Genomic DNA, 13,565 nt, shown 5'->3' on the forward strand with positions numbered 1-13,565 from the left:
AGTACGCAGACCGAGACTTCACGGCCCGCCTCCTGCGCCAGCTGCTTCAGGCGGATCGCCGCGGCCAGGCCGGCCGGCCCACCGCCCACCACAACGACGTCGTACTCCATCGATTCTCTCGGGCCGTATTGCTCGAACCGTTGCTGTTCCATGCCGTTCATTCCACTACCGTGCGCTTTGATAACGCCGCGCATCATCATTCACAAAAAAGGCGGCGCACGATCACGCTGCGCCGCCCATCACTGACTTCAGGCAAACTCAAACGCTGGCCGTCAATTCCGGCACAAGTACGTTCAGATCGCCGACGAGACCATAATCCGCCACGCTGAAGATCGGCGCATCGGGGTCCTTGTTGATGGCGACGATCACCTTGGAGTCCTTCATGCCGGCCAGATGCTGGATCGCGCCGGAGATACCGATGGCGATATACAGATCCGGCGCAACCACCTTCCCGGTCTGACCGACCTGATAGTCGTTCGGCACAAAACCGGCGTCGACGGCCGCGCGCGATGCGCCCAGGCCTGCGCCGAGCTTGTCCGCGAGCGGTTCCAGCACTTTCGCGTAGTTCTCGCCCGAGCCCGTACCGCGTCCGCCCGAGACGATGATCTTGGCCGATGCGAGTTCGGGGCGGTCCGACGGCGTCGTCTCGCGCGACACGAAACGCGACAGACCGCTGTCCGGCACCGCCTCGATCTTCACGATCTCGGCCTGGCCGTCCAGCGCGGCGGCATCGAACGCCGTGGCGCGCACCGATACCACCTTCACGGTATCGGCAGACTTGACCGTCGCGACAACATTGCCGGCATAGATGGGACGCTCAAAGGTATCCGGCGCTACGACCTTCGTGATTTCCGAAATCTGTGCGACGTCGAGCTTGGCGGCCAGGCGCGGCAGGACATTCTTGCCTGCGGCGGTCGCCGTTACCAGCACGTGCGAATACTCGCCCGCAGCGGTGACGGCCAGCGCTTGCGCCGCGAGATTCTCGGCCAGCGCGGCGCCCAGATGCGCCGCATCGGCCACCAGCACGCGCGAGACGCCTTGAATACGCGCCGCTTGCGCGGCGGCTTCGGCGCAATCGGCGCCCGCGACGAGGACATGGAGTTCGCCGCCGCACTGCGCGGCGGCCGTGACGGCGTGCAGCGTGGCGTGCTTGAGCGAACGGTTATCGTGTTCTGCAATAATCAGTGCGGTCATGATGAATTCTGTCGTGAGTCGTATGACGGCAGGCCGGCGCCGGGCATGCCCGTGCGCCCGGAGCCTTAAATAACCTTGGCTTCCTGCTTGAGCTTGGCGACCAGCGTTGCCACGTCGGGCACCTTGATGCCGGCCGCGCGTGCAGCGGGTTCCGCGACCTTCACCGTGGCCAGGCGCGGCGCGACGTCGACGCCGAGCGTTGCCGGGGTGAGCGTGTCGAGCGGTTTCTTCTTCGCCTTCATGATGCTCGGCAGCGTGACGTAGCGCGGCTCGTTCAAGCGCAGGTCGGTGGTGATCACGGCAGGCAGTTTCACCGCGACGGTTTCCAATCCGCCGTCGACTTCCCGTGCGACCGTCGCTTCGCCGTCGGCGATGACCAGCGTCGACGCAAACGTGGCCTGCGGCATATCGGCGAGCGCGGCGAGCATTTGGCCCGTCTGGTTGCTGTCGTCGTCGATGGCCTGCTTGCCGACAATGACGAGCGACGGCGATTCCTGCTTTACGACAGCGTGAAGCAGCTTGGCGACGGCCAGCGGCTGGAGTTCGTCGTCGCTCTGCACGAGAATGCCGCGATCGGCGCCGATCGCCAGCGCCGTGCGCAGCGTTTCCTGTGCTTGTGCGGGGCCGCACGATACGGCGATCACTTCGGTCGCGATGCCGGCTTCCTTCAAGCGCACAGCCGCTTCGACGGCAATTTCGTCGAACGGATTCATGCTCATCTTGACGTTGCCGATGTCGACACCAGTGCCGTCCGATTTCACGCGGACCTTCACGTTGTAGTCGACCACGCGTTTGACTGCGACGAGGATTTTCATGACAAATCTTGAGTGGTTAAGCAAGGTTAAGCCGGTACTGGGCGCTCACGCGGCCAGACGGCACGTTCCGGAGTATCAGGCCCGTGCCGCAGAGCAACATCGTCCGTTCGGACTGGGCCGGAAGTGGGATTGGTCAGCCGCCTGCGGCCCGATGACTCCCGCCCCGCGCACGATGACGCCATATGCGTTCATAGCTTCCTCTCAATGGGAACGCCGCCAAGTGTGGCCTCGGAACGCGTCAGACGCCGGTTAGATAAGAAAATCTAATGTTTTGAAGCAGTGCGTTTAACATAAACGCTTCGGTACTCGTTTTCCTTCACCATTGCCTGCGATCCGGCGGGCGTTGCCTTCGCTGCCGGCTGACGCGATTTCATGGGATTGAGGATGATCATGCAAGCAGACATTCCGGTTTTTGACTTCCGGCAGGGCACTGCGCCGCTGCTGATTTCCATTCCGCACATGGGCACCGACATTCCGGCGCAGCTCGCGGCCAGGATGACGCCCGAGGCGCGCCTGCTTGCCGATACCGACTGGCATCTGGGCCGTCTGTATGACTTTGCCGCCGCGATGGGGGCATCGGTCATTCAGGCGGGCGTGTCGCGCTACGTGGTGGACCTGAACCGTCCGCCGTCGGACGAGAGCCTGTACCCGGGGCAGACGACCACGTCCCTATGCCCGACGGAAACGTTTCGCGGCGAACCGGTGTACCTGGCGGGCGAAGCGCCGGACGCGGACGAGATCGCCGCGCGGGTCGAGACATACTGGCGGCCGTATCACGACACCATGCGCGCCGAGCTTGAGCGCTTGCGCGAAGCGCATGGCACGGTATTGCTGTGGGATGCGCATTCGATCGCGAGCCATCTGCCGCGCCTGTTCGACGGCAAATTGCCCGACTTCAACCTTGGCACGAACGGCGGCGCGAGTTGTTCGCCCGTGATTCAGTCCGCCCTTGCCGCCACCGCCGAACGCGCTGCCGGCGATGCGTTCACCTGGGTTGTCAACGGACGCTTCAAGGGCGGCTTCATCACGCGTCACTACGGCGAGCCGTCGCGCGGCATCCATGCCGTCCAGCTGGAGATGTGCCAGTCGGCCTATATGGACGAGACGCTGCCGTTCGGCTACCGGCAGGACCTGGCCGTGCATGCCGCCCCGGTCGTCCGTCAGCTGATCGATGCCGCGCTGGTGGCGGCGACCGGCGAGCTGCAGCGGATGTAGCCGGGCGGGGGGCGACGTCGCCGGCCGGTCACGGCCGCCGCGCGCGTTCCCGCAGCATCACGGCAGGGCGGCTGCCTTCTTCAATATCCTTGCCATCGACACCGGATCGCCGACGCGGGCCGTCGGCCCTGCGATCGACAAGGCGCCCAGCACCCGCGTGCCGCTCATGACCGGTACCGCGACGCAAGTCAATCCGTCGATCAGCTCCTCGGCGTCTACGGCATATCCCTGTGTTCTCACCCGCTCCAGTTCCGCCAGCAGTGTTTTCTTGTCGACGATGGTGCGGGGCGTGAAGCGTTCCAGGCCTTGTGCGCAGATTCGGGCGAGCAGCGCCGGCGCCGCCCACGCCAGCAACGCTTTGCCGACGCCGGTGGCATGCAACGGTCCGCGCCATCCGATCTGTGAAAACATCCGGATCGGATGTGGCGAGTCAATTTTCGCCAGATAGACGACGCGGTCGCCATCGAGCGCAGCGAAATGCGCGGTCTCGCCGGTCTCGTTCACCAGCGCCTGCAACACGGGCGTCATCCGGTCAGCCAACGACGACCCTGCGCCCGCATGAACGAACAGCCCCGTCGGGCGGAAACTCAGACGATATGTCGTGCCGTCCTGGATCACCCACTCGAATTCGGCCAGGGTTCTGAGCAGCCGGTAAACCGTTGCACGCGGCAGTTCGAGCGCGTGGGCAATCTCGCTCACGTTCCTGGGCGATGCCCCGCCTGCCAGGAGCTCGATGAGCCGTATGGCATGCCCGACGCTGCTGACCGTTGATATCTCCCCCATCTTCCCCCTCCCTGATTTCCCGGATCCTTGCGCGGCGCACCTTGCCATCTTTGCGCCACGCGCCTACCATGTTCATTATTGATTCTATGGTGTTCATTACTGATACACAAGGTCATTTGCAATCATGGATAAATCAGCTTCGAAACCGGTATGGATCGCATCCGTCATACAAGACGCCCCTGTCGCATTTGATTTGCCCCGCACCTTGGAGAAGGTCGACGCCTTGGCGGCGCAGGCAGCTTCTCGCGGCGCGGACTTGGTGGTATTCCCCGAGGCGTTTGTCGGCGGCTATCCCAAGGGGCATGCATTCGGTTCGTACGTGGGCGGGCGTAGCGATGCCGGACGCGATGCCTATCGCGAGTATTGGGAATCGGCCATTGACGTGCCGGGGCCTTGCGTGGACGCGCTGGCGCAAACCGCCGGCCGTCATGGCGTTCACCTGGTGATCGGCGTGATCGAGCGCAGTGGCGGGACGCTCTATTGCTGTGTGCTGTTCTTCGGCCCGGACGGCAGTTATCTCGGCAAACATCGAAAGCTGATGCCGACCGGCGCGGAAAGACTCATCTGGGGCTATGGCGACGGTTCCACCTTGCCTGTAATGGATACGGCGCTGGGAAAACTCGGCGCGGTCATCTGTTGGGAGAACTACATGCCGATGATGCGCACGGCAATGTACGCCAAGGGCATCCAGATTTATTGTGCGCCGACGGCTGACTCCCGGCCGAGCTGGGTCGCGTCGATGCAACATATCGCCGTCGAGGGCAGGTGCTATGTGCTCGCGAGCAATCAGTTCCTGAAACGAAGCGATTTTCCGGAGGGCTATGTGAACGCTTTCGGCGACGATCCCGATACGGTGATTCAGGCGGGCGGGAGTTGCATCGTTGATCCGTTCGGCCAGATTCTCGCGGGGCCGGTGTTCGGAGAATCGGCGATGCTCACTGCCGAAATCGATCTGCGAAACATCACGCGCGGCAAATTCGATTTCGATGTCACGGGACACTATAGCCGTCCCGACATATTCCGCCTGACGGTAGACGAGCGTCGCCAGGCGCCTGTGACCGTGTTGCCCTCGATATCCGGGAATGAAACGAAGTACGAGGAGCCGACCCAATGATCACCGGAGACGATATTCGAATCGCCGCGCGCAGGATTTCCCCGTACATCCGGACGACACCTGTGATTCGGCTGGATGGACCGTGGTTTGATACGCCGGCCGACACCTATCTGAAACTCGAGTCCCTGCAGGTGACCGGTTCATTCAAACCCCGAGGTGCGTTCAACCGCTTGCTCAGTGCGCCAATTCCGCCCGCGGGCGTTATTACGGCATCGGGGGGGAACCATGGCGTCGCGGTCGCGTATGCCGCACAACGGCTGGGCACGCGTGCCGAGATCTACGTGCCCAGTGTTGCGCCGGCGTTCAAATGCGAGATATTGGCCGGACTCGGCGCGCACATGGTCGTCGCCGGAGACACTTATGTTGAGGCGCTGGCGGCCAGCGAAGCGCGCGCCGCCGTTTCGGGTGCGCTTGCGGTACACGCATTCGACGATGGCGCCACCGTTGCAGGGCAGGGCACGTTGGCGCGTGAGCTGGATATGCAGCTGCCGGGCATTGACACCTTGCTGGTCGCGGTTGGCGGGGGAGGATTGATTGCGGGGGCGGCGGCGTGGTTTCAATCGCGCGTGAAGATCGTCGCCGTCGAGCCGGAACGCTGCCCCACATTCAACCGGGCATTGCAGGCGGGAAACCCCGTCGACGTCGCCACGGGAGGTATCGCCGCCGATGCGCTGGGCTGCCGGCGTATCGGCGCATTGCCATTTTCCATTCTTCAGCCAGTGGTGCGCGAGTCGGTATTGGTCACGGACGCGCAGATTCGCGAAGCGCAGTGGATCTTGTGGGAGTCGCTTCGGATCATCGCAGAACCCGGCGGCGCGACCGCGTTTGCTGCGCTTGCCTCGGGCGCATATCGGCGATCTGCCGGGGAGCGCGTTGCTCTCGTGATTTGCGGGGGCAACGCCGATCCTGCCTCCGTGGCGCGACAAGTGGACACCGGTGACATGACGTTGGCACAGCTTCGGCGCTAAGGGGCCTTCATTTTTTTTCATCGGTGTCCGTCTCGTCGGGGAGCGTGTGGCATATGATCGGGGCAGTGCCGGCTCCCCCCGAACCCATCGATGTCCATCGCCCCGCTCACGTCTACCCGATCCCGCATGACATCCTTGCTGGCCGCCGTCGGCCTCTCGCTCGGTGCGGCGATTGCGCTCGGCATCGCACGCTTTGCGTATGCGCTGCTGTTGCCGCCCATGAAACTCGACCTCGGCTGGAGTTTCGCGCAGGCCGGCTCGATGAATACCGGCAACGCGCTCGGCTATCTGATCGGCGCGCTCGCGTTTCCGTGGCTGTCGCGACGTAGCTCGGCGTATGGCGCATTCCTGGCAGGTTGCGTGAGCACTACGATACTGGTCGCGACGGCTGGCGCCATGTCCGACAGCACGGTTTTGTTGGCGCAACGGGTCGCGAGCGGGGTCAGCAGTGCATTGATTTTCGTCGGCGGCGGGGTGCTCGCCTCGCGCCAGGCGTCGCGCCATCCGCAGGACGCCGGGTTGATCCTGGGCATCTACTATGGCGGCACGGGGTGGGGCATCGCGCTCGCCGCGTGGCTCGTGCCGGTGACCTTGGGGACCGGCCTGCATGGCTGGCAGCCGTCGTGGCTGGCGCTGGCGGCGGCATGCGGCGTCCTGTCGATCGTGGCCATCCGTGCGGCGCGCACCGCCGATCTCGACGCACCCGCGCACGGGGCGGCGGCCTCCGCAACGGCAGGCGACGCACGGCCATCGTGGTGGCGAATGCGCTTCGCACTCATCGGCTACGCCATGTTCGGCGTCGGCTACATCGGCTACATGACGTTCGTGATCGCACTGCTGCGCGATGCCGGCCTGAGCGCGTTCATCGTCACCGTGTTCTATTTGCTGCTTGGGGCTTGCGTGGTGGTATCCGCGGCGCCGTGGGCGCGCTTGTTGACCCGCTGCAAGGACGGGCGTGCGTTGGCCTTGCTCAATGGACTCGTCGGCATCGCCACCTTGATCCCGGCGCTGTCGACGGCACCGGCGTTCGCCTTTGTGTCGGGTGCGCTGTTCGGGTTGACGTTCCTGTCTGTCGTGGCGTCGACCACTGCGTTCGTGCGCCACAATTTTCCGCCATCGCAATGGCCCGCCGGGATCAGCGCGTTCACGATCATGTTCGCGTTCGGACAGATCGTGGGGCCGGTCGTCATCGGCTGGGTGTCCGACGGCGCCGGGCTGGCGCGCGGCTTCCTCTATTCGGCGCTGCTCCTGCTTCTCGGCGCCGGGCTGGCGGTGCTGCAACGTCCGCTGCGGGCAGACGCTTGACGGCACCACGCGGTAGCCGCTTCCCGCGATTGGCTCAGGGCCTGAAAAGCGCGAGCAGGCCGTCGAGACCGACATGATTGAAAGCGACGGACGCCTTCTCGCGCACCACCGGTTTGGCCCGGAACGCGACCGACAGGCCGGCGATGGCCATCATCAGCAGGTCATTGGAACCGTCGCCCATGACAATGGCCTGGTCCGGGGTCGCGCCGAACTGCGCCGCGACTTCGGCGACGGTACGGGCCTTGACCTCGGCATTGACGATCTCGCCGAGCACCCGGCCGGTGAGTTTGCCGTCAACGATTTCAAGCGTGTTGGCGCGCGTGACGTCGAGGCCGAGGCGCGGCCCCAAGCGGTCCGTGAAAAAGGTGAATCCGCCCGACACCAGCAGCGTACGGATGCCGAGCGCCTGCACGCCGCGCAGCATGTCTTCGGCACCGGGTGACAATTTCAGGCGTTCCTCGTACACACGGTCGAGGGCGCTCGCGTCGAGCCCTCGCAGCAGTGCGACGCGCCGCGTCAGGCTCTCGTTGAAGTCCTTGATCTCGCCGCGCATGGCCGCTTCCGTGATCGCGGAGACTTCGGCCTTCAGCCCGCAGTAGTCTGCGATTTCGTCGATGCACTCGATGGTGATCAAGGTCGAATCCATGTCCATCGCGACCAGCTTGAAGTCGGCCAGGCGGCGGGTGCCGTCGACGATCACTGCGTCGAGCGATTGGGCTTGCGCGAATACCGCCATCGAAGCACGCAAGGCCGGCGTGTCGGCGACATTCGCGATACGGGCGATGCTGGCGGAGCGGGCGTCGAATTGCGGTGCGGCGCCCGGCGCGAGGGCGCGGATGGCGTCGGCTTGGGCGGGCGAGAACGGGGCGGGGCCCAGAATGACGAGGTCGTTGGTCATCGTAGCGTCGAAAAGGCCATTGCCAACGGACGCTTCATACGTCTGGCAGCAAGCGGCAATACGGCAAAAAAGCGCCATTTTACCGGGTTGGCGCGGCACGCGCGGGAATTCCCGAGAGGCAATGCGAAGAAATGGCCCCGATGGATGGCGCCAATGACTGCAAGGCGGCCGTCTTGGTGTCGGTGCGGGCGTGGCTCGGCGGCCGCGCGTCGAATTTGTGCCAGACGCGGCGCAATTGGCGGCCCGAACCGAATCCGGCCCGTTGCGCCACGTGTTCGATGTCGAGCTGGCTGTTGCCGAGCATCTCGCGCGCAAGCGCAATGCGCAGACGGTGCAGATAGTCGAGCGGAGCCGTGCCGGCATGCTCGCGAAACAGCCGTCCGAGATGGCGCGGACTCGTGCAGGCGATGTCCGCCATCGACTGCACCGACCAATCATGGGCAGGATTGGCCGCGACGGCATCCTGCACGCGGTGCAAGGCCGGATGCAGATGATTGCGTCCTTCGAGCCAGGGCGACAACTGCGGATCCGCGCCGGCTCGGCGCGCGTAGACGACCATTGCGCGCGCGACCGCCGCAGCGCACAACGGTCCGGCGGCCTGTGCGATCAGCGTGAGCATGAGATCGAGCCCGGCGGTGACCCCGGCGCTCGTCCAGACGTTGCCATCCTGTACGTAGAGCCGGTTATCGGCGACCCGGGCCAGCGGGGCGAGGGCGCGCAGTTCGTCGCAATTGCCATGATGCGTCGTGCAGTGCCGACCGCAACAATCCAGGCATTGTCGGGCAACGTTTCGGGCAGGGGTTCGAGCGGGGCGACGTTCAGCCCGATGGACGTGGCGACCTGGGAGCGCGGGCCGACGTAGCGCAACTCGAACCGGACGATGTCCTGCCGCAGGTTGGCCATGCGCAGCGCTTCCGCAGGCGCGGCGACGTCGAGCAACAGCGTGTTCGGCGTCAGCAGGAAGATGACAGGTTGCAGATGTGGCATGGCGGACGGCCAGGGTGGCGCCCCGGCATCGATGGTGACGTACGGGAACGGATTCGCGCCGCGCCGGATCGTCCCGCAGGACAGATCCGGACATCGGCGCCGGGTACTGGGTTAGATAAGGCGCATTGTGTCACAAGGCGGCGAGCGCGTCCTCGACGATGGCAATGCGCGCGAAGCGTCCGGCCAGGACCAGTTCAGTGCGTTCCTTGATCTCGGCCGGGCTGTAGATGCGGCCGCTGCCGGCGTGCGTCATCGGGAACGTGAGCGTCGCTTCCGTGACGTAGTCGACGCTGAAGCCGGCGTCCGATGCCGCGCGCGTCGTCGTCTCGCAGCACTGCTCAGTGCGAATGCCCGAGACGATCACTTTACGGATGCCGCGTTCCTGCAGCCACGTGCCCAGCCGTGAACCGGCCAGCGCGCTGTGCTTCCACTTGTCGACGATGAAATCGGGCGCGATCCGAATGCCTTCGAGCGTCCGGACGAAGCCGGAATCGCGCGAGAACACGCCTTCGCCTTCGTTGTGGAATACCTGCACGACGGGCACGCCGCGTGCGGCGCAGCCGTCGATCAGCGCCTGTTGGCGCTCAAGGTAGACGGGCAGGTCGGTTTCGGACCAATACGGGCGATGCCGAAACGATTCCTGCACATCGATGACGATCAGGGCGGTAGTGGCTTGCGGCGAGGTCATGGTCAACTCCGTGTGAAAAGACGAATGAGACCATCTTAGGGGCTGCCGCGGCCTCGCGCGAGGTCAGGCCGGGACCGGAAACGGACCGATTCGGACATTCGGGCCGCAAGCCGTGACGTCAGATCGAGACACACCCCCCGGCGTCCCGCGCCTGAGCCCGGTGATACAGGGCAGCGGCAAGTGCCACGTCCTGCGCGCCCATGCCGAGCGACTTGAACAGGGTGATCTGTCCGGCGTCGCCGCGGCCCGGATGGCGTCCGACGATCAGATCGCCCAACTCGGCGAGCAAATCCTCCGGGCCGATTCGGCCGGCATCGCGTGCGGCGAGGTAATCGCCCGATTCGTTGACCGTCGATTCCTTGCGGTCGACGAACAGCGCCGCGCGGCCCATCAGTTCGATATCGGCTTCGCGATGGCGCGGCGTGCTGCTGCCGACGAGATTGACGTGCGTGCCCGGCGCGAGCCAGTCGCCGTGCAGCACCGGCTCCGTCGCATTGGTCACGGTGACGACGATGTCGGCATCGCGCACGGCGTCTTCGACGCTGTCCGCCGCCGCAATCGGGAATGCATACGCCGGTTGCTCGGCATCGGCAAACGCTTGCGCCGTCGCGCGCGTTCGGCTCGCAACGCGCACTGATGCGAGCGGCCGGACGGCGGCCAGCGCGGCGAGATGCCAGTGCGCCTGATGCCCCGCGCCAATCAGCGCAAGATGCGTGGCGCCCGGGCGCGCGAGCCATTGCGTCGCGAGCCCGGTCACCGCCGCCGTGCGGATTCCCGTGATTTCCGCCGCGTTCATGACGGCAAGCAGTTCGCCCGTCGTGCCGCTCATCAGCACGACACACCCTTGATGCGGGTCCTTGCCACATGCGCTGTTGCCCGGAAAGAAGGTGCCGACCTTCGCGCCGTAGACTGGGGCGTCCCCGGCAATGTACGCGGGCATCATGCCGAGCAGGCCAAGCGCGCCCAACGCCTCGGGCGGGCGCACGATCTGACGCAACGGCAGATGGATCTCGCCGCGCGCCAGCATGGCGAACATTTCGGACATGACGGGAATGGCATCGGCCACGGGCATCAACGCCGCGATTTGCGCGGCATCGAGGACGCGAACACGCGGCGAAGCAACGCTCGCGTGACCCATCGTCAGACAGCCGCGGCGGCCGCGGCCTCCAGGTGACGCATCAATGTGGCCGGATCGGTATTCGTGCCGCACAACAGCACGCCCACGCGCTTGCCGGCGAGTTCTTCGCGCAGCGGGCCGAGCAGGGCGGCGGTGGCGGCGGCGCAGGCCGGCTCGACGGCGAGCTTGAGCTGCTGGAACAGTGACAGCATGGCGGCGCGCAATGCGTCGTCCGTGACGGTCACAAGTTTGTCGATGTTGCGGCGGCACAGCGTGTAGCTGTACACCTCGGTATGCGGGGCCATCAGGCTGTCCGCGATGCCGGTCATCGGGCCCATCTTGATCGGACCGTTGGCGGCAAAGCTTCGGGCCATCGCATCCGCGCCGGCCGGCTCCACGCCGCAGACCAGAATGTTCGGTGCATACAGCTTGAACGCGGTCGCCACACCTGCCGCGAGGCCGCCGCCGCCGATCGGCAGGATGACAGCGTCGAGATCCTTCGCTTGCTGCGACCACTCGTACCCGAGCGTTGCGGTGCCCATCACCGTGCGATAGCCGTTGAACGGATGGACGAAGTAGCGGCCTTCCTCGGACTCGACGCGCTTGACGACGTCGAATGCCTCGTGGACGTTTTCCGCCATGATCACTTCGGCGCCATATTCGCGGCACAACGCCGCGCGTGCCGGGCTGGCGGTCTTGAGCATGACGGCCTTCGCCGACACGCCCATGCGCATCGCCGCGTACGCCACGGCGACCGCGTGATTGCCGGCAGAGACGCACGTGACGCCGCGTTGGCGGGTCGCGTCGTCGAGCGACAGCAGATTCGAAAAGGCGCCGCGCGCCTTGAAGGTGCCCGAGGCTTGCAGCAGCTCGAACTTGAAATTGATGCGTGTGCCGGCGACCGGCTTGAAGTCGTCGCGCTCGAACACCGGCGTCGTACGCACCCAGGGCTTGAGCGCGTCGTGCAGAACGGCGATGCCGGCGGCGGTCGGTGCGGGCTGACCGTCAATCGTCTCGTCAATCTGAACGGCGTTCTGCCCGGTGCTTTGCGTCGAAGGGAGGGTCACGGGAAAGCGGCTCCATTAAGAGGATCAGCGCAGGCCGAGGCTGCGCGTGCGCAGCAGGGCGGCAATGCTGATCAGGGCGGCGAAGATCAGGTAAAAGCTCGGCGCCAGCTTGTTGCCGGAGGCGCTGATCAGCCACGTGATGATGAGCGCCGCGATCCGCGACATACGGGATGTACATCAGCGGATCGCGGGGCCTTCCTGCCAATTACAGCGAGTTGCTGCGAATCAGTTTCTGCAGGAACGATTCGCACTGGGCGATCTGTTCGAGCGACACGAATTCGTTGGGCTTGTGGGCCTGCTCGATGTCGCCGGGGCCGCAGACGATGGCCGGCACGCCGGCCTGCTGGAACTGGCCGGCTTCGGTGCCGTAGGCGACCTTGCGCTTGTCAGCGTCCCTCGTCAGCGCGCGCACGAGTTGCGTGATCGCGTCTTGTTCGGACGCATCGAGCGCGGGCGCGGCGGCGATCTTCCTGAACTCGATGCCTGCGTTCGGGCTTTCGGCCTGCATCTTCGGCACGAGCTGCTCGCGTGCGTAGGCTTCGATCTTCTTGAAGATGCCTTCCGGATCCACGCCCGGCAGGTTGCGGTACTCGAATATGAACTCGCACAGCGCCGGGATCGTGTTCAGGGCGATGCCGCCGTGGATCGTGCCGGTCTGGGCGGTGGTGAAGGGCACGTCGAAGAGTTCGTCGAACGGGCCGTTTGCCTTGAAGTGGTCGGCCAGGTCACGGATGTGACAGATCATGCGCGCGGCGTATTCGATCGCATTGCAGCCCCGGGGCGTCAGCGACGAGTGGGCCGCATGGCCGCGCACGCAGCATTGGTAGGCGTTGATGCCCTTGTGGGCGACGATCACGCGCATGCTGGTCGGTTCGCCGACGATGCAGCCGTCCGGACGGATGCCGCGATCGCGCAGCTCGGCCAGCATGACGGGGGCGCCGACGCAGCCGATCTCTTCGTCATACGAAAAGGCGAAATGCAGCGGCGACTTGAGCCTGGCGTCGCGCATTTGCGGCAGCAGCGTCATGACCGTGCCGATGAAGCCCTTCATGTCGCAGGTGCCGCGGCCGAACAGCTTGCCGTCGCGCACTTCGGGCTTGAACGGATCCGTATTCCAGTCCTGGCCGTCGACCGGCACCACATCGGTATGTCCCGACAGCACGATGCCGCCTTGCGTGTTGCCGTCGGCGGCCGGCAGCGTGACGAACAGGTTCGCCTTGCGCTTGGTCGCGTCATACGACAGCCACGGTTGGACGCCGCTCTTTTGCAAGCTGTCGCGCACCGTCTCGATCAGGCCGAGGTTCGACTCGCGGCTTGTGGTATCGATGCTGACCAGACGTGTAATCCAGTCGAGCGAGGCCGGCACGTCTTGCGTTGCGTCGGACGATTGAAGGGCGGGGGCGCGGGTCATTGG

Annotated in this window: 13 protein-coding genes and 2 pseudogenes; 4 read left to right on the forward strand and 11 right to left on the reverse strand. The window is 65.2% G+C overall.

Annotated elements, in window-relative coordinates; all coding sequences use genetic code 11:
- From PTE30175_RS26320 to PTE30175_RS26330, 3 genes are all read right to left on the reverse strand, one after another.
- Positions 1–152, reverse strand: a 152-nt coding sequence (locus PTE30175_RS26320) for an FAD-dependent oxidoreductase (RefSeq protein ID WP_150700028.1), incomplete at its 3' end; no start/stop codon positions are given.
- 106 nt (positions 153–258) lie between these two features.
- On the reverse strand, positions 259–1,194 hold the full coding sequence (locus PTE30175_RS26325; protein ID WP_150700029.1) for an electron transfer flavoprotein subunit alpha/FixB family protein: 936 nt from the start codon (positions 1,192–1,194) through the stop codon (positions 259–261).
- A gap of 65 nt (positions 1,195–1,259) precedes the next feature.
- Positions 1,260–2,009, reverse strand: coding sequence for an electron transfer flavoprotein subunit beta/FixA family protein (locus PTE30175_RS26330; protein WP_150700030.1), 750 nt, complete (start codon positions 2,007–2,009; stop codon positions 1,260–1,262).
- Positions 2,010–2,399: 390 nt separating this feature from the next.
- On the opposite strand from PTE30175_RS26330, the gene hutG reads away from it, so the two are divergent.
- Positions 2,400–3,224 (forward strand): N-formylglutamate deformylase, encoded by an 825-nt coding sequence (gene hutG / locus PTE30175_RS26335; RefSeq protein WP_150700031.1) that lies wholly within the window; start codon positions 2,400–2,402, stop codon positions 3,222–3,224.
- 57 nt (positions 3,225–3,281) lie between these two features.
- Here the strand turns inward: hutG and PTE30175_RS26340 are convergent, their stop codons facing one another.
- The gene (locus PTE30175_RS26340) at positions 3,282–4,007 is read right to left on the reverse strand and encodes an IclR family transcriptional regulator (protein ID WP_150700032.1); all 726 of its coding nucleotides are present in this window, start codon (positions 4,005–4,007) and stop codon (positions 3,282–3,284) included.
- 124 nt (positions 4,008–4,131) lie between these two features.
- Between PTE30175_RS26340 and PTE30175_RS26345 the strand changes: the two genes are divergently transcribed.
- The 3 genes from PTE30175_RS26345 (at position 4,132) to PTE30175_RS26355 (ending at position 7,394) form a co-directional block, all read left to right on the forward strand.
- On the forward strand, positions 4,132–5,121 hold the full coding sequence (locus tag PTE30175_RS26345; RefSeq protein ID WP_150700033.1) for a nitrilase-related carbon-nitrogen hydrolase: 990 nt from the start codon (positions 4,132–4,134) through the stop codon (positions 5,119–5,121).
- Positions 5,118–6,089 carry a threonine/serine dehydratase gene (locus tag PTE30175_RS26350; protein WP_150700034.1) on the forward strand — a complete coding sequence of 324 codons (972 nt, stop codon included), beginning with the start codon at positions 5,118–5,120 and terminating at the stop codon, positions 6,087–6,089. The genes PTE30175_RS26345 and PTE30175_RS26350 overlap by 4 nt, the downstream gene beginning before the upstream one ends.
- Before the next feature lie 126 nt (positions 6,090–6,215).
- Positions 6,216–7,394, forward strand: coding sequence for a YbfB/YjiJ family MFS transporter (locus PTE30175_RS26355; RefSeq protein ID WP_420819681.1), 1,179 nt, complete (start codon positions 6,216–6,218; stop codon positions 7,392–7,394).
- 34 nt (positions 7,395–7,428) lie between these two features.
- Here PTE30175_RS26355 and serB read toward each other — a convergent pair whose 3' ends face one another.
- From serB to argE, 7 genes and pseudogenes are all read right to left on the reverse strand, one after another.
- Positions 7,429–8,292 carry a phosphoserine phosphatase SerB gene (gene serB / locus PTE30175_RS26360; RefSeq protein ID WP_150700036.1) on the reverse strand — a complete coding sequence of 288 codons (864 nt, stop codon included), beginning with the start codon at positions 8,290–8,292 and terminating at the stop codon, positions 7,429–7,431.
- 79 nt (positions 8,293–8,371) lie between these two features.
- A pseudogene (locus PTE30175_RS26365) lies at positions 8,372–9,279 on the reverse strand (GlxA family transcriptional regulator).
- 130 nt (positions 9,280–9,409) lie between these two features.
- Entirely contained in the window at positions 9,410–9,967 is a 558-nt protein-coding gene (locus tag PTE30175_RS26370; protein WP_150700037.1) for a cysteine hydrolase family protein, read from the reverse strand.
- Between the two features lie 118 nt (positions 9,968–10,085).
- On the reverse strand, positions 10,086–11,105 hold the full coding sequence (locus PTE30175_RS26375; RefSeq protein WP_150700038.1) for an ornithine cyclodeaminase family protein: 1,020 nt from the start codon (positions 11,103–11,105) through the stop codon (positions 10,086–10,088).
- Between the two features lie 2 nt (positions 11,106–11,107).
- On the reverse strand, positions 11,108–12,106 hold the full coding sequence (locus tag PTE30175_RS26380) for a threonine/serine dehydratase family protein (RefSeq protein ID WP_150700058.1): 999 nt from the start codon (positions 12,104–12,106) through the stop codon (positions 11,108–11,110).
- Between the two features lie 69 nt (positions 12,107–12,175).
- Positions 12,176–12,295, reverse strand: a pseudogene (locus tag PTE30175_RS26385) (MFS transporter); the annotation flags it as partial.
- 61 nt (positions 12,296–12,356) lie between these two features.
- On the reverse strand, positions 12,357–13,562 hold the full coding sequence (gene argE, locus PTE30175_RS26390; RefSeq protein ID WP_150700039.1) for an acetylornithine deacetylase: 1,206 nt from the start codon (positions 13,560–13,562) through the stop codon (positions 12,357–12,359).
- Positions 13,563–13,565 lie beyond the last annotated feature (3 nt).

This window comes from Pandoraea terrae (assembly GCF_902459695.1).
Taxonomy (GTDB): domain Bacteria; phylum Pseudomonadota; class Gammaproteobacteria; order Burkholderiales; family Burkholderiaceae; genus Pandoraea; species Pandoraea terrae.